We start from the raw sequence: 23,256 nt of genomic DNA, 5'->3' as shown, positions 1-23,256 counted from the left end.
AGGCCATAATGTTCAATCTCGGATTATGTTTTATCGATCTCGTTATCAGTATATTAAGAAATGGCACCCATGGTCATTTCCCGTGTGGGTATTTGTTATTGTGCTGAGATTATTGGTTAATGTACTAATGAACATGGTGGGTACGATTGTAACTTTTGGGTGTGTTGCAGAGTGTCGTGAGAGGCTTGGTCTTTATCTCAAACTGCTTTATTGGAATTTGAGAGGGTGTCCTTGAGGAGGCAACCAAATTTTGTCAAGGGGCATGGTGCGCCGTTAGGGAATCCTCGACGAATCCTCCTTATTCAACTTGGCGATATTGGTGATGTGGTTTTGTCGACTCCATGTATTCGCGCCTTGCGTGACACTTTTCCTAATGCCAGACTCGTGGTGGCGGTGAGGGAAAAGGCTGCGGAGTTGTTGGTTGATAGTTCGTGGCTTGATGATGTGATCGAGGTGCGCAAAGGAAAATTAGCGCTCTTTGGTGAGCCTATTTCTCAGATAGATTTTGTTTTGGCCTTACGCCGGTTCTCTTTTGATCTTGTGATTGATTTGCGAACAGGGACCAGGGGGGCCATTATGGCGAAAATTTCCGGTGCATCTCGTCGTATTGGTTTTTTTGCTGAAAATGAGACATGGTGGCGAAACGCGCTTTTTACGGATCTGCTCAGTTTTGAATATACGTCAGAACTTTATGTAGCGGACTATCTTCTCGTTCTGTTGGAGGCCTATGGGGTATGCGCCAGTCATCGCAATCCAAAAATTGAGGTATCGTTAAGCAGGCAAGCAGAGGCTAAACAATTATTGGCAGCGTTTTCTATTGGCAGCAATGGTATTGTAGTCTTGCAGCCTTTCTCCTTGTGGCGCTATAAAGAGTGGGGCACAGAGAAATATATTGGGCTTATTCGTTGGCTTGTGAAGAAATGGAAGGTAGTTGTGTTGATTGTTGGAAACAGTGCGGAGCAACAACGTGCTGCAACGATAGTTGAGGCGTGTGGGGATGGGTGTCACAATCTTGCGGGTAAGACCAGCCTTTCCCTATATGCTGCTATCCTTAAAGAGAGTCGGCTGTTTGTTGGTGTGGACAGCGCAGGTTTGCACATGGCCGCTGCTGTGGGTACGCCAACTGTAGGTATTTTTGGGCCCTCTTCGTCCTCGTCTTGGGGGCCACGGGGACCCGCACATGTAGTGGTAAAAAATAATTCTCTTCACTGCGTTCCCTGTCGGGAAAAAGGGTGTGCTGACAGTGAATTTAGCCGATGTTTGGATGAATTGTTACTTGATAATGTTGTAAAAGATGTGAATAATCAGCTTGTTGCATCTGTTAATCTTTACTGTTGCTGACCTGGTACACAATGATGTTTCCGGCTTGGTGGTGTTTCCACCGTCCAATTTCCTTAAATCCTTCTGGGGTTACTTTTCCTTCCAATTTTGGTGAATAGTTTTTCGGAATATTGTTTTTCTCCCACAGCAAATAGTTAATATTATTTTTATGCAACCTGTGTAATAACTCATCAGGTGAGGAATCTGATCTGTTGAGGTTTACAGGATATAACAATTTTTTTTCATTGTAAAAGTACGACTCATCCCGATATTGGTTGGCGTATAAGTGAACCACGCGGAGTGTATGGCCCGAAGCTGCAATAGTAATTTCGTTCCCAGGTGGATGGTGGGAATCTAAAAATTGTCCGATTTCCTTGAGAACAGACTCTGAATCTCCGCGGGGATGCAAGTTTTTGGGTAGTGTGGAGAGAACGAGTAGTAATGTTAAACTTGTTAGCGCTATTAGTCGGGAACAGCCGAATCGTTTTTCTATCTTGGTTGAAAGGGAACTGATTCCTGCACAGAAACAAAGTGATCCAGGAAGAATAACCAGCATCATATATCTATATTCGATAACCCAGACTTGAAAGGTTCTTATGTAGAGCGCTGTAAGCGCTGCGAAAGGTAGCAGAATAAGAAAAATTGAAAGGGCGCGGTCTTTGCTGTTGCGAATGAAAATTGTGATACCGAAGAGGGCAATTAGGGTGTATGGGTAGGAAAAAGCCTCGAAAAGTCGATTTCCAACTACACCTAAGGCAATAAGCCAGATAAAGGAGCGAGCTTCAGCAAGAAAAGAAAAAATCAATTTTCCTTGATCTGGTGAGATTATGGAGGGTATCGCTTTTCTGATTTCGGTGTATTGAGGTAGGCCTGAGGTAATTATTTTTATAATTGTGTTTATAAAAGAGTCTACTCTTGAAACTTTCAACAATAAATCTTTATCGATTACCGGTAGTAGGAACAGAATCGCTAGACCAGCAAGTATGGGTAGATAAAACCAAAAGAAGTTTTTTCGATAGCGCTGGAAAAAAACTGGAAGCATGAGACATGCTGTAGGATAAATGAGAGCCTCAATTCTAGCCCAAGCAGCGAAGAGAAACGCCAGGCAGGAGATTGGTAAGAGGTATTTTTTATTATTTTTTAGCCCTTTAATCAACCAGTATAGACCATACAGAGAGAAAAACCAGGATACTGGATCGCGTACGATATCAATACTATTGAATACCCACGTCGGCAGGAAGGCAAGGGCAGTTGTGGTCGCCAAACTTTCATCATGCCGAAAAAATTGACGAAAGAGTCCATAAAGGGGAATCATCGCAAGACTGCCGAAGGCAATCGATACAGCATGGGCTGCTAGGAGCCATTCTGGAATGACTAAGTGGAATATGCGTATCAGAATGGAATAATTTGAGAGATATGGATGAATGGTAAAAACTGCAGACCAATCCCCCATAGCAATTGCACGGGCCTGATTGATATATAGGGTTCCGTCTGGGTTGATTATTTCTGTAACAGATAAAGAATAAAGGCGAATTGCTGTGGCGACAAGTACCAACAGTGTAAGCGCCCATGGTTTTTCTGTTCCTTTGCTGAAGGAAAGAGAATTTTTATCGTGTGGAAAGGATAGATTCATAAATTTCAGTAAGTTCCATAGCCATGTTAGTCCACGAGCGCCTTTTGGCCACTCGGCGAGCTGCTTGCCCCATTTTTAGGCGTTGTTCCGGGTTAAGGAGGGCAATGATGCGGTCACTAATATCGGTAATATTGTTTTTTTCTACAACATATCCGTTTACTCCCTCAGTAACCAAGTCTTTAGCTCCAACTGTATGAGAGATAATCACGGGTAATTGCGAAGCCATGGCCTCCAGTACCGTCATCCCGAAGGTATCGAACCCTGAGAGCAGGGCATATATATCGGCGGCGGCATAGAATTGTTCAATCCCTTCATTTTGCACCCCAGCGAAAATCACGGTATTCTGTATACCGTGATTTTCTGCGATCTTTCGGTAGCGATCTTGGTTGCCTTTGCCTACCACAAGAAGCTTGATCTGCTGAGCGTGGGCAGGTTTTTTTCTGATTACCTCGGCCACAGCAGAGATCAGTGGATCTAAGCCCTTAAGTTCGAAATTCATGCCAACAAACAGAATCACAAAAGCTGATGGTTCTATGTTGAATTGTCCCCTAATGCGGGATCGGGTGACCTCTTGGTGGGATTGTGTAAACCGCATTAAGTCGATTCCAGGATGTACTACCCTCAGTCTGTCTCTTGTTTCAGGGAATTCCTGCTGATACTGTTCTTGAGCCAAGGTGGAAACGGGAAGCAAAAATTTGCAGGTAGGATCTGTTACCAGTTTTTTCTCCACCCATGCTGTTATTTTGTCGTAAAAACTCATCCGCTTGCCGCGTATGGTGTGAATCCAGAAACGATGGGGGACGCCGTGCATGGTGAACAGGTCGGCATAGAGGATTCTGTCATGTGTGTGGACGATATCGTATTGCCCCAACCGTAGGGCTCGGTCAACAAACCAAGCGAAGCTTAATGTTGTAAGGAATCGAGGGAAAAAGATAACAGGAATGTGATGGAAAGTGATTTTTTCGGAGTTACTGATCCATTTATTGGCAAAGACATGAATAGCATAGGTTGGATTAAGTGTTAACTGTTCGGTCAAACTAGCGACAAAACGTTCCGCCCCGCCGGTAAGTCCGTATTTGGGGATGATCACCGCTATCTTTCTTTTTTGTTGAACTGAAGGCATGATAAATTAAGAGTGCTGAGTCTCAATGGCTAGTTTACGAAAGAAGGCAAGGGACAATCGGTATCGATCAAGTTTGTTTTGTAGGGAGCACGGATCTTTAAATAGAAACATTTCGAGGTGAAGGGTCGCAATTCGCCAAAGAGCTTGCTTAATATTTGCCTGGCAAATATTTGTGATTGTTTTTCTGTGGTAGTGTTTTTTGTAAAATAGTGCCTCGGCCATGAGTTTCTTATGAAAAAGTTCCACTGGCAGTGTGTTACGTTCACTCTTACCTTCCCAGTGTACAATTTCCGCATCAGGTATAAACCCAAGTTTCCATCCCGCTTGTCGAATCTTTAGACCGAGATCGATATCTTCACCATATAGAAAAAAGTCTTCGGTAAAACCTCCAACCTGTTCAATTACTTCCCGTCGCGCCACTAGGCTGGCTCCTAGCAACCAAGCTATGTGGCCAGGCAGTCCTTTTACTTCATTTGTACAATGTTTTTGACCTGGATACTTGGTTTCAACTGATCCTTGGGGAGTATTATCTGGGTAGGTAATGCGGGTTCCGGCCATACCCACAGTAGGGCTATTTTCCATAAAAGCATATACAGCCTCCAAACATTTGGGTTTAACCTCGGTGTCTGGGTTAAGGTAGTAGATGTATTTGGCATTGGTTAAATTGGTGGCAAGGTTGTTGGCCTTGGAGAAACCGAGGTTTTCTCGGCTTGCAATGAGGTGCACCTGCTGGAATTGATTACGGACAAGGGAGACGCTGTCATCTTGGGAGGCGTTGTCAACTACTGCTATCTCAAGGTGAATACCGGCGCTTTGCGACAGGATGGATGTCAAGCAGGCAGAGAGGTAATCTGCAGTGTTGTAGTTAACGATAATGATAGAGATGTCTGGCATGGTTGTGTTTTGCACTGCAGGGCATAAAGGGGATGCTTTCACCCAGCAAACTGCATATCATGGAGGGTGGTATAGACGCCACTTCTGGCAAATAATGTCTCATGGGTACCCTCTTCAATAATTTTCCCATCTTGCACCACAATAATCCTATCGGCGTTACGAACGGTGGAAAGTCGGTGAGCAATCACAAACGTTGTCCGGTCTTTCATTAAATTTTCCAGGGCCTTTTGCACCTCTCGCTCAGATTCGGTATCCAGTGCTGAGGTGGCTTCATCCAGGATCAGAATTGGTGCGTTTTTTAGTATAGCGCGGGCGATGGACAATCGTTGCTGCTGACCGCCAGAGAGGCGAGCCCCTGATTCCCCGACCAAGGTGTCAAAGCCGTTTGGGAAATCGTTAATGAAGTCGAGGGCGTAGGCCGCCTTGGCCGCTTTTTTGATGTCATCAAGACTTCGGTTCTGATCACCATAGGCGATGTTGTTCCGGATTGTGTCATTGAACAAAATAGTCTGTTGTGAAACCATGGCTATTTGAGCCCGCAATGATTGAATGGTAACCTCTCGAATGTCGTGGCCATCAATGAATATGCCCCCTTCAGTTACATCAAAGAAGCGGGGAACAAGGTTGACCAGGGTAGTTTTTCCTCCTCCGCTCGGGCCGACAATGGCCAGCACTTCACCTGAATTTACGGTCAGGTTCAGGTTTTTGAAGACTGGTACTCCGTTATCGTAGAAGAAGTCAATCTGCCTGAATTCGATGTTCTGGTGAAAAGGGGGCAGAGACGTGGCATTGTGTTGATCGGTAATTGCCGGGTGGATATCCAAAAGTCCAAACACCCGAGTTGCCGCTGCCAGCCCCTGCTGGAGTGCGCTGTTGATATTACTCACCCCTTTTATTGGTTCATAGATCATAATCATGGAGGTAAGAAAGGCCAGAAAAGCGCCTGGTGTTGACTGGCCCAGGATAACCTGATGCCCCCCATACCAAATAACAGCTCCGATTCCTATGCCGCCAAGGAGTTCCATAATCGGGTGTTGAAGACTATTAATCCGGATATCTTTTGAAAGGATGTTGAACAGACGGTCGATCACGGTAGAAAAGCGGTTCGTTTCATACTGCTCCATACCGAAGGCCTTGACAATTCGGTGACCGGTAATGGTCTCATGCAGGATGTTAGAGACCTGGGCTACGGTTTCCTGATTATTAGTACTGAGTTGCCGGAATTTTTTACCGAACTTGACAACAGGGACCACTGCCAGAGGCAGAAAGATCATGGCAATCAAGGCCAATCTCCAGTTGAGGTAAAATACAACCCCTAACAGCCCGATAATTTGGAACAAGTCTTTTAGTATGCCGACCAAAGAACGGGATACAGCATTTTGGATCAGGGTAGCATCATTGATGATCCGGGCGATCAGTTCACCGGTGGGAGTGTTATGGAAAAAAGAGATCGGAAGTTCGTGAATATGGGTGAACAGTCTTTTTCGGAGGTCACTGATGATGCGTTGACCTGTGGTGTCCATCAATGAGGTATAAGTATAATAAAATACACCTTTGACCAAGAACACACCAATTAGTGCAAATGGCAGAAGGTTCAACATCGTTTCGTCTTTGGTGATGAAAATTTTGTCGATCAGCGGCTTGATGATGTAGGCTTGGGCGGACCCCATTGCAGAAACGATTACCATGCTGACCATAGCTACAATCAATCTTCCTCGATATGGCTTGATCAAGGTGATAGTTCGTTTGATGAGTTCTCGATTGCTCATTGTTTTGGTATGGCCGAAGTTAGCAGTAGTTTTGAAGGTGGGGGGGAGCAAAAAACAGAACAACCAGCAAGGAGCTGATCATAAAAAGCTGGAAGGATTAGGTGCTGATTGAATTAAAGTGACGCGAGGTTTGGGACTAATTAAAAGATCATACATAGCCCTTTAATGCAGTTCCAAACCTCGCGTCAAGTGGTTCCAAATCTCTCGCCGCGTTACAAGGCTCATTTATATTTATGAAGACGCAAGGCAGCAGTCTCACACAGATTCTCACATGAAACAAAAAAGCACTTAACTCGAAAGAGCTAAGGGCTTGATTTTACTGGTGCGCCCGGAGGGATTCGAACCCCCGACCCACGGATTCGAAGTCCGGTACTCTATCCAGCTGAGCTACGGGCGCACGTAAGGTTTAGATATTTATAACATATGGCAGGGATCTCGGCAACACGAACGCGTAACTCGTTGAGGCAATTTTTTTTACCGTATTTTGTGCATAACTTACGTTTCCATCATATAGTTATTGAGAGTTGAGCACCCTGGGAATATATGGTAAATAATTATCATTGAAAGTTGAAGTTTATTGCCTATTTTGATCACTTAAGTGGAGATATTCTCATGAAACGAAAAATCGTTCGTCCCCTCTTTGCTGCTGTAGGGTTGTTTTTTGCTCTTTCGAGTTCAGTGTCGGCGGCGGTGGAAACTGCCACGGTCACAACGCTGAATCCTTCAGGTAAGCCTGTTGATACTTCGGTCTCTGCGGATGGACGGTGGCTCTTCGTGCTTACCGGCAAGGGAACTGTTGATATCTTTGAAACGAATGGCACGCTCAAAGATACAATCAAAATTGAAGGTCAGGCTGACACCATCGCGTCGTCACCAAACGGAGATCGTCTCTTTTTGTCGTCTAAGGGTGAAGGAACGATCTCGGTGATTGCCGTTGATTTTGTTCAACATATTGAAACGGCCGGAGCCCCATTCAAGGGCGCAGAAAATGCTCCTGTGGTTGTGGCTGTCTTTACGGATTTCCAATGTCCTTATTGCGCTAAGATTTCGCCTTTAATGGACCAGGTTCTCGCGCTTTATCCCAAGGATGTTAAAGTGGCACATAAAAATTTCCCGTTACAGAGTCATCAGTTTGCTATTCCTGCCGCGATCGCTGCCTTTGCCGCTAATCGTCAGGGTAAATTTTGGGAAATGCACGACAAGATATTTGAAAATTATAGCAACTTAACGGAAGAGAAATTTACTGAATTTGCTAAGAACCTTTCTTTGGATATGGACAAATTTGCCAAGGATAGCAGTGATCCTCAACTTCGCCAGCAGGTGCAGCTTGATCTTCAGAATGGTATAAAAGCGGAAGTCCGAGGCACGCCGACCATTTTTGTAAATGGTCGGCGTCTTAATGAGCGAAGCCTGGATGGGATTAAAGCATTGATTGATGCGGAGTTACGCAAGATTAAATAGGACGAGGTGTTGAGGGTGTCCATTGTCTGGGCTTTCGATCCTGGTTCTTTGATGATACCGAATATTTCTTTCGGCTTTCAAATTCCCTTGGGCGGGGCCCAGGCCGTCCTCCGGGGGCAGTGTCAATGGTGACGTTTATAGACTTGCCGTTGATTAAGGCGCCTTGAAACGTTCTGGTTATGAGTTCGGCAAACCGACTGTCCGCTTCAACGGTGGTCGAATTGCGCAAGATTTCAATGTTGCCGATCTTGATATTTGAATCAGCCAAGGCTTCATTAAATTCAGCGAGTATCACTCTTGGGGTTACGCCATCTCGCTTGCCGATATTAAATTGGATGCGGGCGACCCGTCCGTGGGGAGTGTGTTGTTTTACGAATTTTCCTTCTCTTCCAGCCTCTGCTCCGCGTTTTGGTCTTTCGACCTCCTTGATATTCAGGTCTGGGGCATCCCGATAATAGGCCAAAAGCTTATTGAATTCCAGCGAGAGTAGGCGGGCGATCAGTTCGTCTCGACTGAGTTCGGAGAGTGCGTCAGTGATTGCCGGCAGAAATTTTTGGAAACGGTCATACGGAACATCGACATTTTTTATAGTCTCGACATGATTGAACAGTTGCCTCTCGCATATTTCATGTCCTGAGGGAATTGTTCCCCGCACAAATTTCCGTTTAAGGGATTTTTCGATCTCCAGGATTTTATAGCGCTCGTTCGGTGTGATGAACGAGACGGAAACGCCGCTGCGTCCGGCACGACCGGTACGACCGCTGCGGTGGGTATAGTTTGCCGCTTCATCGGGCAGGTTGTAATTGATGACATGAGTCAGGTCCTTGACATCAATACCCCTGGCCGCAACGTCGGTTGCTATCAAGAGTCTCAGATTATTGCCTCGAAACCGTTTCATGACTTGGTCGCGTTGGGCCTGGGAGAGTTCTCCGTGCAGGGCCTCGGCGCTGTAACCGTCCTTGATCAGATGGTCGGCGATGTCCTTGGTCTCTTGGCGGGTTCGGCAAAAGACGATAGCATACATATCCGGGTTGAGGTCGGCGATGCGCTTCATTGCCGGATACCGGTTGTGCCCCTGCACTACATAATAGATATGTTCTACGTTTTCGGTGCCCATGTTGCGGTCACCTACTGTTATCTCAATTGGATTCCGCATGTATTTCTGTGAGATTGATACGACCTCACGTGGCATGGTGGCGGAGAACAGTATCGTTCGTTTTGTGGCCGGGGTCTCAGCCAAAATGGCATTGAGTTCGTCCTGAAAGCCCATCTGAAGCATTTCATCAGCTTCATCGAGGACTAACGTTTTTATGGCCGAGAGGTTGGCGTCTTTACGACGGATCAGGTCAAGAAGACGGCCAGGAGTTGCCACGATGATGTGGGTTCCTCGTTGCAGGTCTCTGATCTGGTTGACAATATTTGCCCCACCATAGACGGCGACTGTTTTTATGCCGGGAGTATAACGGGAGAAAGCGTCAAGGTCTTTGCTCACCTGCAGGCAGAGTTCCCGTGTTGGACAAAGGACTAAGGCTTGCGGTATTTTCTTTTTGGGGTCAACAAGTTGGATGATTGGCAGTCCAAATGCGGCGGTTTTACCGGTGCCGGTCTGTGCTAGCCCGATCAGGTCGTTGTGGCCATCGAGTAGTAGGGGAATAGTTTGTATTTGAACTGGAGTTGGAGATGTAAATCCTAATACGTCGAGGGCCTTTTGGATATCCTCGCGGATACCAATGGTGCTAAATAATGTCATTATGGGTCTCTGTGGGGTTGTGTTGCGGGGGGTGAAAAAAAATGCCCCGCGGGCGGCGGGGCATTTTTTGGCAGGAACTTCCGGTCATGCAGCCGGAAGGCGGGCCGGTAAGGTGTTAGCGCATTACGACTACATTGTCGGCAGCCGGGCCTTTATTGCCTTCGACCACGTCAAACTGTACACGGGCGCCTTCTTCAAGGGTCCGGTATCCGTCAGACTTAATGGCTGAGTAGTGGACGAATACATCAGTGCCATCGTCCTTCTCAATGAAACCAAATCCCTTAGACGCATTAAACCATTTGACTTTTCCTTCTGACATCTCTAACAGCTCCTTAGTGCTCGGCCCGTCTGGACCACTTATTAAATGTGCCGAAATTGATTCGGCTGGCAGCCTGATTCTTCAAACAAAAAAACCGCACTCCATTGGATTGGGATGTGCGGTTGCTCATATTCTGCTTGGAAGCGTAACAGGTACTGCACAAACTATTACTGATTTATAGCACATGGCTAGCACAAATAAAAGGTTTTTTTTCGTAATTCCTTGTCAGTTCTTTTACTGCCGCCGGTGGCAATATCTGTCGTAAAGGCCTGTATGCTTGACTTTTGTGGATCATTACGATACATTCCAGAGTTTTAATTTTATTTTTCTTTCTCTGATATTTTCGATTGAGGCTCCACTTGAACGTTACGGCTTTAAAAGGTTTTAAAGATATTCTGCCGGAAGAAACGCTGGTATGGCAAAGGATTGAGACTACGGCCAGAGATGTTTTTCGTCGTTTCGGTTTTCGGGAAATCAAGGTGCCAATCCTTGAAAAAACGGCCCTTTTCGCTCGCTCTATCGGTGAGACCACCGATATTGTCGAGAAAGAGATGTATACTTTCACTGACCGTAATGGCGATTCCATCACCATGCGGCCCGAGGGTACTGCCCCGGTTCTCCGTTCTTTTATTGAACACTCCCTGCACAACCAGCAGCCAGTGCAGAAGCTGTTTACCTTTGGCCCCATGTTCCGCCACGAGCGGCCCCAGAAGGGCAGGCTCCGCCAATTTCATCAGATAAGTGTGGAGGCGCTGGGCGCCAATCAGCCGGAGCTTGATGCGGAAATCATGGCCATGGCCTCAATGATTTTGACTGAACTGGGCCTTGTTGTCAGTCTTGAGATTAATTCACTCGGTTGTCCTCAGTGCCGTCCCGGCTTCAATCAAGCGCTTCTTGCCTTTTTGGCAGACAAACAAGACTCTCTCTGTGAAGATTGTCAACGGAGGCGAGAGAAGAATCCCTTGCGAGTGCTTGATTGCAAGAGCGCCACCTGCCAGAGTCACTACCAGGAGGCCCCTTCCATTATTGATCATCTCTGTTCCGGTTGTTCCAGTCACTTTCAGATTGTGCAGAATGGCTTGATAGCGATGGAGATTCCTTATGCCGTTAACTCATTTATGGTTCGCGGCCTGGATTACTATACCCGCACAACTTTTGAGTTGATTACCGATGCGTTGGGCGCTCAAAGTGCTGTTGGGGCGGGCGGGCGGTACGATGGCTTGATAAAGCAACTCGGCGGTCCCGACCTTCCGGGCATTGGTTTTGCCATGGGCATGGAGCGCTTGGTGCTTTTGCTTCAGCAACAAGAATCAAATCTGTGCCAGACTCAAGGGGATCTTTTTATCGCTGCCCGGGGTGATAAGGCAAGGACTGCGAGCTTTACCATGGCTCACGGGCTTCGGCGATTAGGTATGCAAGTGATCATGGAGTATGCAGGAGCCAGCCTTAAGAGTCAGATGAAGCAGGCTGATCGGCATAATTGCCGCTACACCTTGATCATTGGGGACGAGGAGATGGAAAAAGGCGAAGCCACGTTGCGAAATATGCTTACTCGGGACCAGGATCTCATCAAGTTGCCGGATCAGGGAATTAAAGAGTGGTGCACAATGCTTATCCAGAAGTTGTACACGGCCTGAAAAGGTTAGTCTCATATCTTTTATATAACTCATATAATATTTAACAAGGAGCACCCCAATGGAATCCATGGGTGGACTGAAACGGACACACAATTGTAACGCACTGAACATCACCCATGTCGGGCAAGAAGTAACCCTGATGGGTTGGGTTATGCGACGAAGGGACCATGGTGGAGTTATTTTTATCGATCTGCGTGATCGCTGGGGGTTAACTCAGGTGGTATTTAATCCGGAACTCAACCAACCGGTGCACGCCAAGGCACATGATGTGCGCAGCGAGTGGGTTCTTGCTATCCGCGGAGTGGTTGTCAAGCGACCAGACGGCATGACTAATGATAATTTGATGACCGGCGGCATTGAGGTGATGGTCAATGAGTTGCATATTTTGAACACCTCACCGACTCCTCCATTTCCCTTGGATGAGGACACTGAAGTGTCGGAGAATCTGCGCCTTAAGTATCGTTATCTCGATTTGCGCCGGCCAACGATCAGCAGGAATCTGGTTATGCGCCATCAGGCAAGCCATGCCATTCGTTCGTATCTTAATGAACAGAACTTCCTGGAGATTGAGACGCCGGTGCTGACGAAGTCCACCCCGGAAGGCGCGCGCGACTATCTCGTCCCCAGTCGGGTCAATACCGGAAAATTTTATGCCTTGCCGCAGTCACCCCAGATATTCAAGCAGTTGTTGATGGTCGCTGGGATGGATCGCTATTACCAGATTGTTAAGTGTTTCCGGGATGAGGACTTGCGGGCAGACCGGCAGCCTGAGTTTACCCAGGTCGATATGGAGCTTTCCTTTGTTGATGAGGAGGATATCTACAGCATTGGCGAAGGGATGTCTCAGCATCTGTTCAAGGCCACATTGGGGCTAGACCTGGTGATACCATTCCCGCGTATGACCTATGCCGAGGCCGTGGAACGGTTCGGCAACGACAAGCCGGATACCCGTTTCGGGCTGGAGCTGGTTAATCTCACCGAAGTGGTTAAGGATTGCGGGTTCACGGTCTTTGCTTCGGTGGTCAAGAATGGTGGATTGGTTAAAAGTATTAACGCCAAAGGTTGCTCCGAGCTGTCGCGCAAAAATATCGACGACCTCACGGAGTTTGTTGCTCAGTACGGCGCTAAAGGGTTGGCGTGGGTCAAGATCAAGCCGGATGGTGAGTGGCAGTCGCCCATTGCCAAATTTTTTACCGAAGCGGAACGACAGGCTATGGTCGACGCTCTTGCCGCAACACCAGGCGACCTGCTCTTTTTTGTCGCTGATACCCCGAGTGTTGTGCATCAGGCCTTGTCCGAACTTCGCTTGCAGCTTGGCAGAATGTTGAAACTGATCGATACCAAGGCTTTCAACTTTCTCTGGGTTACCGACTTCCCGCTCCTTGAGTATGATGCCGATGAAAAGCGCTTTACTGCGGTGCATCACCCCTTTACCGCCCCGAACGAGGAGGACTACGATAAACTTGAGAGCAATCCGGGTCGGGTACGGAGTCGGGCATACGATTTGGTCTTAAACGGCACCGAAATTGGCGGTGGCAGCCTGCGTATTCATCAACAGCACGTTCAGAGCCGGGTGTTCTCGGCCTTGGGGATCAATCCGGAAGAGGCAAATGATAAATTCGGTTTCCTGCTGCAAGCTCTGGAGATGGGAGCACCCCCGCATGGCGGCATGGCCTTTGGTCTTGACCGATTGATGATGATTTTGACCGGTAGTGAATCCATCCGCGACGTAATCGCTTTCCCCAAGACCCAGAAGGCGACTTGTCCGCTGACCGACGCCCCGTCGCCGGTAAACCGCAAGCAACTCACGGAGCTTCATCTTCGTCCTGATTGGAAGGAATAAGGGTGTTGAGAGTTATGGATTGATCCGAGGTCATTTATTCCAGGGATGGTAATGCAACCCCTCATGCTTCTTGTCGAAGAAGTATGAGGGGTTTTTTGTTGAATAGCGTGATTCGACCTCTCAGTCAGCCGAGGCACTGAGCCATGGTGCTATCCAGGGTGATGTGCCCCCTGTCGATGGCTAAGATCCGGTATCAGGTATTTTTCGACACGATCCCCACCGGCAGGACTATTGTGTCGGCTGATGCATCCTGCAGGGAAATGAGGATGGAAAGGAAGGGGTGGAGCCTGTCATGGATGTAAACGCACTTGTGCCAGATTCTTTCACGCCTGATTGACAAAATATTATTATCAATATACATTATTGTTAGTTTTGTAATAGTATTATATGTGAGCATTTGGCTTGTTCTAATAATTGTTGAGATGAAGGAGTGCAAACTATGGTGGCATCACAACAGCACATCACAGCGTCGACTCCGATGGGAGCGACGCTTATCAACGGCGGGGCCACTTTTCGTGTATGGGCACCGGCTGCAGAGCATGTTTATGTCGCGTTTAATGGGGCAAAGGGATACGACCCTGAACCCCAGGACGAATTGGTCGAAAACCCGGAAACAGGACATTGGACCGGCTTTTTCCCCGACGTGGTAGATGGTGCGAAGTATCGCTTCTATATTATTGGCAAAAAAGGGCGCCATGGCCGAGACGGTCATGGCAATGAGCGCGACGGCGAGGGACTGAAGCGCGACCCTTGGGCGCGGGAACTGGAGTTCGGATGGCCGGATGTGGAGAGTTTGGATTGGCCCGACGTGGACTGCATCGTGCGCGAGGCAAATGATTATCCGTGGCACGATGAGGGGTACTGCCCGCCAGCGTTTAATGATCTTGTCGTTTATCAATTGCATTTCGGCGTTTTTTACGCCCGAGACATGCACGGAAATGATATCCGCAAAGGTCGTGTGGCAAAGATACTCGATGCTATTGATCGGCTAGAGTATTTGGCCGATCTTGGCGTCAATGCAATCCAGCCGCTTCCGTTCGTTGAATTCGGCGGCGAATGGGGGCTTGGTTATAGCGGTGTGGATCTCTTCTCGCCGGAGATGGATTACTGCGTTAAGGCCGCCGACCTGGCGCCGTACCTTGTCAAGGTCAACAAGATGCTCGTGAGCAAAGGGTGTGCCCCACTCCCGAAGAAACTTCTTATAGGCCAGGTGAATCAGGTCAAAGCGTTTGTCGACCTCTGTCACCTTTATGGGTTGGCTGTCATAACCGACGTCGTTTACAATCATGCGGGAGGCAACTTGGATCTGCAGAGTCTTGACTATTTTGACTTTCCGGAAAACCCGAACGGCGGGAATAGCCTTTACTTCACTGATCAGGGCTGGGCCGGCGGTAAAGTGTTTGCTTATTGGAAATCTGATGTACGCGATTTTCTCATCCAGAATGCTACTATGTTTCTCATTGATTTTCATATGGATGGCATTCGCTTTGATGAAGTCGGAGTGATTGATGACAAGGGCGGATGGCAGTTCTGTCAGGATCTTACGCAGACGCTATGCTTTCTGAAACCCGAGGCTGTGCTCATTGCCGAATACTGGCGTGATCACCGCTGGCTCGGGGTATGGTCACCACCCGCCGGGATGGGTTTCCATATTGGTTACAGCGATCTTATTCGCGATGGTGTTCGTGAGATGATCGCCGAAGCCGCGGGCGGAGGCAGCGCCAGCGTGAATATGGGACGGCTAAAGGGTGCGCTCGAATGTCCGTGGAACTTCCCCGCCGCATGGCAGGCCTATAACTGCATCGAGAACCACGATTTTGTGCTCGATATGGACGGAGATCACCGTAAGCCTCGCATCCCGAAGCTGGCCGATTGGAATGATCCCCGTTCGTGGTATGCCCGCAGCCGCACCCGCGTAGCGATGGGCACCCTGCTTACCGCGCCGGGAGTGCCGATGCTCTTCATGGGTCAGGAGTTTCTTGAGGACAAGCTGTGGTCCGACAATCCGCATGCGACCGATTTGTTCCTGTGGTGGGAGGGTCTCGAAGAAAAGGACCGACACATGAGCGACCATCATCGCTTCACGCGCGACCTGATCTGGCTGCGCCGTAAGCAACCGGCCCTGCGATCAGAGCCGATCAATGTCTTCCATGTGGACGAACAGAACCGCATCGTGGCATTTCATCGTTGGGTGCCGGGAATTGGACGCGATGTGGTCGTTGTCGTCAGCTTGCGCGAGCAGAGTTTCTATGATCGCAGCTACCGCCTCGGGTTTCCATTGCCCGGCCATTGGCACGAGGTATTCAACAGCGATATCTATGACTGCTTTTTCAACAATGGTGCGGTCGGAAATCCCGGCGGCCTCGATGCAAACTGTTCAGGGATGCACGGGATGCCTTGCTCTGGCGGCATCAATATTCCCGCAAATGGAATACTTGTGTTTGCCCGATCCCCAGGTGATTGATGCGTCAGCCGTACCCCGGGATTGCCCCCAGGAGAACAAGACCACAGGGGAGAATATGTGGGTAGTTTACTTTTGGATGGCGGTATTTGATAGCGGCATTGACGGTATCTCCATCGACGATAAGTGCTAATACCGTCACAAATACCGCCAAAAACAGGTGGCTGTCAACGGTTTTTAACGGATATTACCGGACGAAAAGGCATAAAAAAATCCCGCAATCCTTAGAAGGACACGGGCTTTATGTATGTTGCCGGATTGTGCCGGATTATGTGATGCAGTCCCTTGAACTTAAAAGGTAAGTATCTGTTGTTTTAAATCTTTTGTCTTATGAAAAAACTATGGTACCCCTAAAAGTACCCCCAAAATAAAAAGTGCCCCTTCTGTCTATGTCATTGGCAACTTGTGTGAACAGCAACAAGGAGAATTTTTTGACTCTTTGTTCGCGAAGACGATGTTATTATGGATGGGGGAATAAATATATTATCTCATTGTTGAGTGACAACAAAATGGGATGACAAGAAAATTAAGCGCAACTTATACTTCCTCTTGTCCGTAAAGCTCGATATGATCTTCAATACCTGAAGGAACGAAGGCAAAATGGGAAGACTCATCATTGTATAATGCAAAATAACCAGGGAGCCGCGCGATTACAAAACTTTTAAATAAACATTCGGGGTTATGCTCGATTGTTGCCCTGATAAGCACCTCTCCGACCTTTCGTTTATTGGCAGCAAATAGTTCCGACACTGAAAGTTCTACTAGCCAAACATGATCATCACTTAAATTATTTCTGATTGCAGTTAGCAAGTCTGTATTAACTGAATTTCCTTCCCAGCTTCGAACTGTACCAAGATGCCGGATATAATCTTTCACAGTAATCAGGATGGGGCGCAGTACTAATCTGTTGTTATCTGCAGAATGTTTAAGCCGAGTTAGCCAGGGACTTGGGTTTGGAAGATTTTCTTTGAGCTCGAACAGGTATTCAGCACCAATTGCTTCTGCTTCAATAGGATTGATTTTGATGTAATTGGGCATCGTCCCAATTACATGGCATACGCAAGCCTGGTGAGCAATAGAGTCAACATTTTTTTTGCAGGTCTTGCATATCTCTTCGTTGCCGGTATGCAAATAATGTCTAGGTATGCAATAATTTGATCCAAAATTGTCATCATGGCAGATAAACATGCTCAGCCATGATTCACTGGGGATGTATCTGATTTTTTTTCCAATTTCAAAATAGCCAAGCTCGGCTCTTGGAACCCAGTTATCTTGGTTAAATGTATGGCCGATTACGGGAATGGCATGATATTCACCCTGACGACCTACTCCAAAGAATATAATAGCAGGAAATCCAGATTCAATACTTCCATATATGTATTTTTGAAACGGAACAGTAAATGACGGATCAGAGGATTGTAACGCATCGAAATTGCCGACATAACACGAGGCTCCATTAGCCTCGAGGATTTGCACCATTTGCTGATTAGTTAAACCGCCGCTTGTAAACCCTCCTACCAAAGAATTTATTTTTCGATAGAGAAGGTCACCTTCAGAGCAAAAAGAAGCCGCTGCACTTCTAACTGCGACATGAGCACAACAGTTTGTTTTGCCATTTTGCTGTGCATAAAGATAACCCTGAATTGTCAATTTTTTTCCAGTAATACAGCAATTCCATGTGGGTGGTTTGTTGATAAAATTATTTGTAATTCGCTCGGGGTGCAAAACTGATTCATAAATCCATATACGAGTCCATCCAGAAGTAGCACGAACCTTACGGACAATAGCGTACCCTATAAAATTATCATCAACAATAGAATCAGGGCAGCCCTCACCATCAAAGAGGAGATTAAAGAAGCTCAGCCTACATGTTTGTGAAAACAGCAAAGAGCCAACGTCAGGATGTTGAGCTAAGTCTTCATTTTCCTGAACAATATCAGGAGCACCGTCAACATTTTCAATAATTAGCGTGCGGCAATCATTGCGTCGAGCCTGAGAAAATATTCTCCGCAATGCGATACAGTCGCCACTGAATTTTTCAACAAAATCAAAATTTGAAAATGGGCGGTCTAAACATATAGTTTGAATGTGAGTGCCGGGGAGAGTTCTTGCGGAATGTTGCATAAAAAAAAAAGCACCTTGTCGGCGCTTTTTAGGTTCTTATCTTATTGTGAGAATGGTTTCTCGAGATTTGAGTTCGAATTGTTTGAGTCGGCCTAAGAAAGTTGGTACATCGTCACAATCAAATGTAACTCTTTTTTCTATGACTTGAGTGCTTGCACTCGCCTGGAGATCATTTAGTAAATTTTTCCGATTCTCTTCGAACGATAAACTAGCTTTTCTCTCTTCGTTCGCCATTTTTGCCCCCATTATTTTGGTAGATGAATCTTCATCCCAAAAATGAATAACGATTCATGTGAACATGTGAAAAGGTCAACAACATTATCGCCTTTGTATCAAAAAAACAACACAAAAGCTATTCAACTTAGGCTATTTACTAAATCCTATCAAAAAATCTAGGGAAAAATACAATTATTTTCCATCGGTCGAACCAAAAATGGCAAGTGCGAATGCTTAAAAGGGCGGCAATACCCTTGCCCAAAACAATTTTGACATAATCCCTACTGGCTCTTTGAAACATCCATACCAGCCCTGCGCAATTTTTTAAAAACTGCCTCGGCGATTTCATCAGCATCCGACTGCGTATCCTGTTTCGGTGTAGATAACCCCCGTATAATCTCACCCTGTCGCTGGCACCCAACCCCACCATAGCTCAGGAAGGTGGTCAGCACCTTCTCATGCCCCAGGTTCTGGCTCCAGGCCTTGAACTGCTCCGGGGTCTTGCAGACCTCTTGCCCAAGTTGGACCAGGGTATTTCTGAAGCTGTGCGGATTGAAGTACGCCAGGCCCGCATTCTCAAAGGCCTCACGAAAAATTTTCCGAATGGAATTGGCATTACTCCAGTGCTCCCTGGTCAGCCCTGCCGCAGCGAACTGGCAATCCTCACCCAGGGCTACGTGCGTTGCCGGGAAGAGCGGATCATTATTGCCCCACAACTTTTCTTCGCGAAGATATGACACCCACTCCACCAAAATACCGCGAACTTCATCCCCCACCGGAAAGAAGAAGGTGTCAAAGGTCTTGCTGAACTTCGTCTTGACCTCGCGGGCATCTTGATTGATGCAACCGGCGATCAGATCGACATGCTTCAGTTTCATCGAGGCAATGGCGCTGTCTCGCGCCCCGGTCAGCAGGGTGAAGGCCACCAGGGCACGATTGCGGCGTTCGATCTCGGTATCGGCCGGCATCGTCTTGAGGACATGCTTGATCTGTTCCATGGTTGGCACCTTTGGCTGCCGTTTTGCAGTGGCGACCCGAGTGTCTTTTTCCGACAAGTTGAAATACTCGGCATCCGAATACTGAAATCGCGATTTGTAGCCAGGTTTATCCGACAGCCACTGGAAAAATCGCTTGAGTTGGGTGAAGGTGGCATGAAGCGTCGCCTTGCTCAGCTTCTCCCCGGTGTGCTGCCCCTGTTGCTCGGCCAGGTGCTTTTTGAAGGCGATGGCCTGCTCGAAGTGAAAGACCTTGAAGTCCTTATATTTGGTATAGACCTCGAAGCGGTTCAGGGCCTTGGCGGCGGCATCGACCGTGGGCTCGCTGTAGCGCTTGGCTTCCTTCAAGAAACTGAAATATTTGCGTTTGATACGTTCGTTTTCTGGGCTGTGTTTTTTCATAGTCTGATACCCTATCTCAAGTCATTGTTTACGGTGGAATTGGTACTCTCAATTAGTCTTCCTGAGGCAGAGCAGGCAGACTTCTATTTGGAAAGAGAAAAACTCAACCTACTTTATGCGGAAGTGGCAAACCCGGACGCGATCATTGAGTTCGATGAAAAAGCACGCCCGCTTTATGAGAAACGTTTCAAGTGTACCAAGCGGATGCGTATTATTGACTTCAATCAAGGTGTAGACGCTCGTCTTGTAACCGAGAAGAAAATGAAGAAACTTGCCGAGGTAAACATCCGTCCGCTTCGGATCGCCTTCGACCACTATTCGATGAAAGACATTTACGAGACAGCGATTCGTACAGCAGCAAAGTACGGTATCACGGATCTTTCTAATTACCTGCTCTATAACTTCGAAGACAACCCGGACGATCTGTACTACCGTATGAAGCTCAATGTCGACCTGTGCGACGAGCTCGGCGTGAAGATCTACTCCTTCCCGATGAAGTACCATCCCATTGACGACCCTGAGTACTTCCAAAACCGCGATTATATAGGCAAACATTGGAAACGCAAGTTCATCCGGTCGGTGCAAGCGGTCCTCAACTCAACAAAGGGCAAGATAGGCCGTGGGAAGTCCTTCTTTGAGGAGGCCTTCGGAGAAAATATTGAAGGGTTCCATAAAATCCTATGGATGCCGGAAACATTTATCATTCACCGCTTCAAGTACAAAGACAACCTGACTGCCAAGTGGTGGGAGAAATTCAATAGCCTTGAAGAGGAGCAGTTGAACAGACTCAAAGAAATCGTAGCTGTGAATCTGTTTAATGAGAATACAGCAACGGGCGACCCGGATATAGACGAGGTGTTGGTATACTATCAAGTGAGGCGCGGCCCTCAGGCCGGGCAGTGAATTTGTGCAAGAGGTGCTTGCGCAATTATCTTGTGTGATATGCTGGTGTTGCTCGTCACAAAGGATTTGCAACCCAACCGGATTGTCTTGAAGACGGTTTAAGGGGTAAGACGATGACGGAAAAGACATTGGCTGTTTTTGAAGGGAGGCACATTCGCCGCCATTATGACGAAAAGGCCGGAACTTGGTACTTCTCGATAGTGGATATTCTGCAAGTGCTGATCCAGCAACCGGACTATCAGGCCGCCCGCAATTACTGGAAGGTATTGAAAAACCGCTTGCGTAAGGAAGGGAGCGAGTCGGTTACAAAATGTAACCGACTGAAGATGGAGGCTGCCGACGGCAAAAAATATCTTACCGATGTTGCCGATCCGGAGATCCTACTCCGCCTTATCCAGTCCGTGCCCAGCCCCAAGGCGGAACCGATCAAACTCTGGCTGGCCAAGGTCGGCTACGAACGGATGCAGGACATGGCCGACCCGGCCCGCTCGCTCGACCGGGCGCGGGAATTCTGGCAACAGCACGGCCGAAGCGAGAAATGGATTCAGCAGCGGATGATGGGCCAGGAGACCCGCAACAAGCTCACCGACTACTGGCAGGAACACGAGATCACCAAGGAACAGGAGTATGTCATTCTGACCAACATCATTCATCAGGAGTGGACCGGGGTGTCGGTCAAGGAGCATAAATCGCTCAAGGGATTGAAGGCCCAAAATCTTCGGGATCACATGAACGAGGCCGAGCTGATCTTCACCGCCTTGGCGGAACTCTCTACCCGCCAGATCGCCGAAAGCGGAAACGCCACCGGCATGGAGGAGAACAAGGAGGCCGGTAAAAAAGGCGGAGGCATTGCCAAGAAGGCGCGTCAGGAGCTGGAGGCCAAGACCGGAAGGCCGGTGGTGACCGGTGACAACTTCCTGCCACTGGGAAAGGTCAAAGCGCGCCTCGGCCGGAAAAAGGGTGGCGGCGTATGAAGTGGCTAGGCCCTGGACGCCGAAGCCGAAGGGGATCTTGATATGTCGCGGGCGTGAAACCCGGCAGGCAGCGATTTACTACGGGCTTGCCCCCGTTTGAGACCAGGTATTGGAATTGAACAATCGAGCTGGGACTATAGGAGGCTCTGCCATGGAGATCGATCGTCATCTGGCTCGGGAATGGGCGCGAAAAATTCGACACGATCTGATTAACGCGGTCATTCAGGCACTGGAAAGCATGGGGGGCGATTCCTTGCTCAGCGGTCCTGATTCCGGCCTGCGTAGTGTCTGGGAGGAAATCTGTGCTCAGGTGCAGCAGGAGGAGTCTTTTTTCTGGGATACCTACCTGGATGTAATCGCCGACATGGTGGAGGATGGCGTGCGGAAGCTCTCCGAAGCGGAGCAGCTCGCGCTCTGGTGTTCCACGGATGCTGGCATGGATTGGCTTTGCGAAAACCAAGAGGGTGTTGGCAGCGATTTAAAGCCGTCAATCTATGTGGGTGATATCGTCGAGGAAGTGAAAGACGAGCTGTTGTCTCGCGCCGCTGACTTCGAAAATCCACGAGTCTATCGTTATCTCCACAAGCTGGACAATGACGAAGCCTATGATGAAGAGGAGGAAGACGGCAACGAGGATGGCCTGAAAAAACAGCTTATCGATTTAATGCCGCTCAACACTATAGTCACTGACCTCTGGGATTGGGATATTCGTTTCGAGGATGATTCGTTTGCCGACCTTGAGGAGGCGGCGTTCTGCGCAGACGACGAGATCAAAATCTATGCGGATTCTCTCGCAGAGGATTTTGAGAGGTACATCGATGAATGGGGGATCGACTACAACGAAAAAGGCTGGGAAACACCTGAAGCATTTTCGGTATGGGTTAATGGTGAATGTGTAACCTTCATGATGACCTGGCGGGCTAACGTCCGCAAAGAGTTTGGCCGCTAAAATCTCTTTATCTGAGCCATAAGGCAAGGGCGAACTGGTCAAAAAAGGGGAAGGCTGAATACCTCATCGTGCATGAAGGCTTTGTCTCGTGGTTTCCTTCTTCCTCTGTCTCATCCTGGAGCATCCGTTCAAAGAGATAGATGCGCCACGGATGGCGATTGCCGGATGCGGTCCTGATTCTGGTGGTACGAACCTGGCCATCGGGCCGCAGGTATTGAAAGACAATCTCCCAGGCCGGATCATACGCCTCGATCATCCGGGCCGCATCCGGGTCAGGCCGACCGGGTTCATAGGCCGAATATCCCAGATCCACCTGGTCGTTGAGAATCTCAGAGGCACACCCCTGCCGGTCAAGAAAAACCGCACCACGACCGTTCGTCTTATACTGCTCAAAGGCAAACAGGGCAACCTGCTCCCAGCAGGATTGAAGGATTATGTCGAAATCTTCATTCGTAATACCTCGTCCTGTTTCAGTCTGTATGT

General features: G+C 48.0%; 15 protein-coding genes, 1 tRNA gene and 1 pseudogene. 8 read left to right on the top strand and 9 right to left on the bottom strand.

All coding sequences use genetic code 11. The annotated features are described in order from the left end of the window. The first annotated feature begins 210 nt into the window (after positions 1-210). Entirely contained in the window at positions 211-1,341 is a 1,131-nt protein-coding gene (locus FP815_09225) for a glycosyltransferase family 9 protein (protein ID MBA3015121.1), read from the top strand. Here FP815_09225 and FP815_09220 read toward each other — a convergent pair. The 5 genes from FP815_09220 to FP815_09200 all read right to left on the bottom strand — a co-directional run bounded on the left by FP815_09220 (position 1,322) and on the right by FP815_09200 (position 7,136). Next, positions 1,322-2,953 (bottom strand): hypothetical protein, encoded by a 1,632-nt coding sequence (locus FP815_09220; protein MBA3015120.1) that lies wholly within the window; start codon positions 2,951-2,953, stop codon positions 1,322-1,324. The genes FP815_09225 and FP815_09220 overlap by 20 nt on opposite strands. Then, positions 2,928-4,076: a glycosyltransferase family 4 protein gene (locus FP815_09215; GenBank protein ID MBA3015119.1), complete on the bottom strand. Its 1,149-nt coding sequence runs from the start codon at positions 4,074-4,076 to the stop codon at positions 2,928-2,930. Before FP815_09215 ends, FP815_09220 begins: the two co-directional genes overlap by 26 nt. Before the next feature lie 6 nt (positions 4,077-4,082). Then, positions 4,083-5,012 (bottom strand): glycosyltransferase family 2 protein, encoded by a 930-nt coding sequence (locus FP815_09210; protein ID MBA3015118.1) that lies wholly within the window; start codon positions 5,010-5,012, stop codon positions 4,083-4,085. Continuing rightward, positions 5,009-6,739 (bottom strand): lipid A export permease/ATP-binding protein MsbA, encoded by a 1,731-nt coding sequence (gene msbA, locus FP815_09205; GenBank protein ID MBA3015117.1) that lies wholly within the window; start codon positions 6,737-6,739, stop codon positions 5,009-5,011. The genes FP815_09210 and msbA overlap by 4 nt, the downstream gene beginning before the upstream one ends. A 320-nt stretch (positions 6,740-7,059) precedes the next feature. Then, positions 7,060-7,136: transfer RNA gene (locus tag FP815_09200), tRNA-Arg, on the bottom strand. A gap of 215 nt (positions 7,137-7,351) precedes the next feature. On the opposite strand from FP815_09200, the gene FP815_09195 reads away from it, so the two are divergent. Further along, positions 7,352-8,200 carry a hypothetical protein gene (locus tag FP815_09195; GenBank protein ID MBA3015116.1) on the top strand — a complete coding sequence of 283 codons (849 nt, stop codon included), beginning with the start codon at positions 7,352-7,354 and terminating at the stop codon, positions 8,198-8,200. Here the strand turns inward: FP815_09195 and FP815_09190 are convergent. Both FP815_09190 and FP815_09185 read right to left on the bottom strand, forming a co-directional pair. Beyond that, entirely contained in the window at positions 8,193-9,950 is a 1,758-nt protein-coding gene (locus FP815_09190; GenBank protein MBA3015115.1) for a DEAD/DEAH box helicase, read from the bottom strand. The genes FP815_09195 and FP815_09190 overlap by 8 nt on opposite strands. 115 nt (positions 9,951-10,065) lie before the next feature. After that, positions 10,066-10,269: a cold-shock protein gene (locus tag FP815_09185; protein ID MBA3015114.1), complete on the bottom strand. Its 204-nt coding sequence runs from the start codon at positions 10,267-10,269 to the stop codon at positions 10,066-10,068. A 359-nt stretch (positions 10,270-10,628) separates the two neighbouring features. On the opposite strand from FP815_09185, the gene FP815_09180 reads away from it, so the two are divergent. The 3 genes from FP815_09180 to FP815_09170 all read left to right on the top strand — a co-directional run bounded on the left by FP815_09180 (position 10,629) and on the right by FP815_09170 (position 16,213). Further along, positions 10,629-11,906 carry a histidine--tRNA ligase gene (locus tag FP815_09180; GenBank protein MBA3015113.1) on the top strand — a complete coding sequence of 426 codons (1,278 nt, stop codon included), beginning with the start codon at positions 10,629-10,631 and terminating at the stop codon, positions 11,904-11,906. Between the two features lie 58 nt (positions 11,907-11,964). After that, positions 11,965-13,749 (top strand): aspartate--tRNA ligase, encoded by a 1,785-nt coding sequence (gene aspS, locus FP815_09175; GenBank protein ID MBA3015112.1) that lies wholly within the window; start codon positions 11,965-11,967, stop codon positions 13,747-13,749. 439 nt (positions 13,750-14,188) lie between these two features. Further along, positions 14,189-16,213 (top strand): 1,4-alpha-glucan branching protein, encoded by a 2,025-nt coding sequence (locus FP815_09170; protein ID MBA3015111.1) that lies wholly within the window; start codon positions 14,189-14,191, stop codon positions 16,211-16,213. A 534-nt stretch (positions 16,214-16,747) separates the two neighbouring features. Here the strand turns inward: FP815_09170 and FP815_09165 are convergent. Further along, entirely contained in the window at positions 16,748-18,334 is a 1,587-nt protein-coding gene (locus tag FP815_09165) for a hypothetical protein (protein ID MBA3015110.1), read from the bottom strand. 497 nt (positions 18,335-18,831) lie between these two features. Then, positions 18,832-19,947, bottom strand: coding sequence for a tyrosine-type recombinase/integrase (locus FP815_09160; protein MBA3015109.1), 1,116 nt, complete (start codon positions 19,945-19,947; stop codon positions 18,832-18,834). Between the two features lie 63 nt (positions 19,948-20,010). Here FP815_09160 and FP815_09155 point away from each other — a divergent pair. From FP815_09155 to FP815_09145, 3 genes and pseudogenes are all read left to right on the top strand, one after another. Further along, positions 20,011-20,850 (top strand): annotated as a pseudogene (locus tag FP815_09155) (hypothetical protein). 113 nt (positions 20,851-20,963) lie between these two features. Beyond that, complete coding sequence (locus FP815_09150; protein MBA3015108.1) at positions 20,964-21,824, top strand: hypothetical protein; 861 nt, start codon at positions 20,964-20,966, stop codon at positions 21,822-21,824. 151 nt (positions 21,825-21,975) lie between these two features. Further along, positions 21,976-22,773: a hypothetical protein gene (locus FP815_09145; GenBank protein ID MBA3015107.1), complete on the top strand. Its 798-nt coding sequence runs from the start codon at positions 21,976-21,978 to the stop codon at positions 22,771-22,773. Positions 22,774-23,256: the final 483 nt, after the last annotated feature.

It is taken from the genome of Desulfobulbaceae bacterium (assembly GCA_013792005.1).
GTDB lineage: Bacteria > Desulfobacterota > Desulfobulbia > Desulfobulbales > VMSU01 > VMSU01.
The sequence above is the reverse complement of the archived record's forward strand: the minus strand, read 5'-3'. Positions and strand labels throughout refer to the sequence as shown.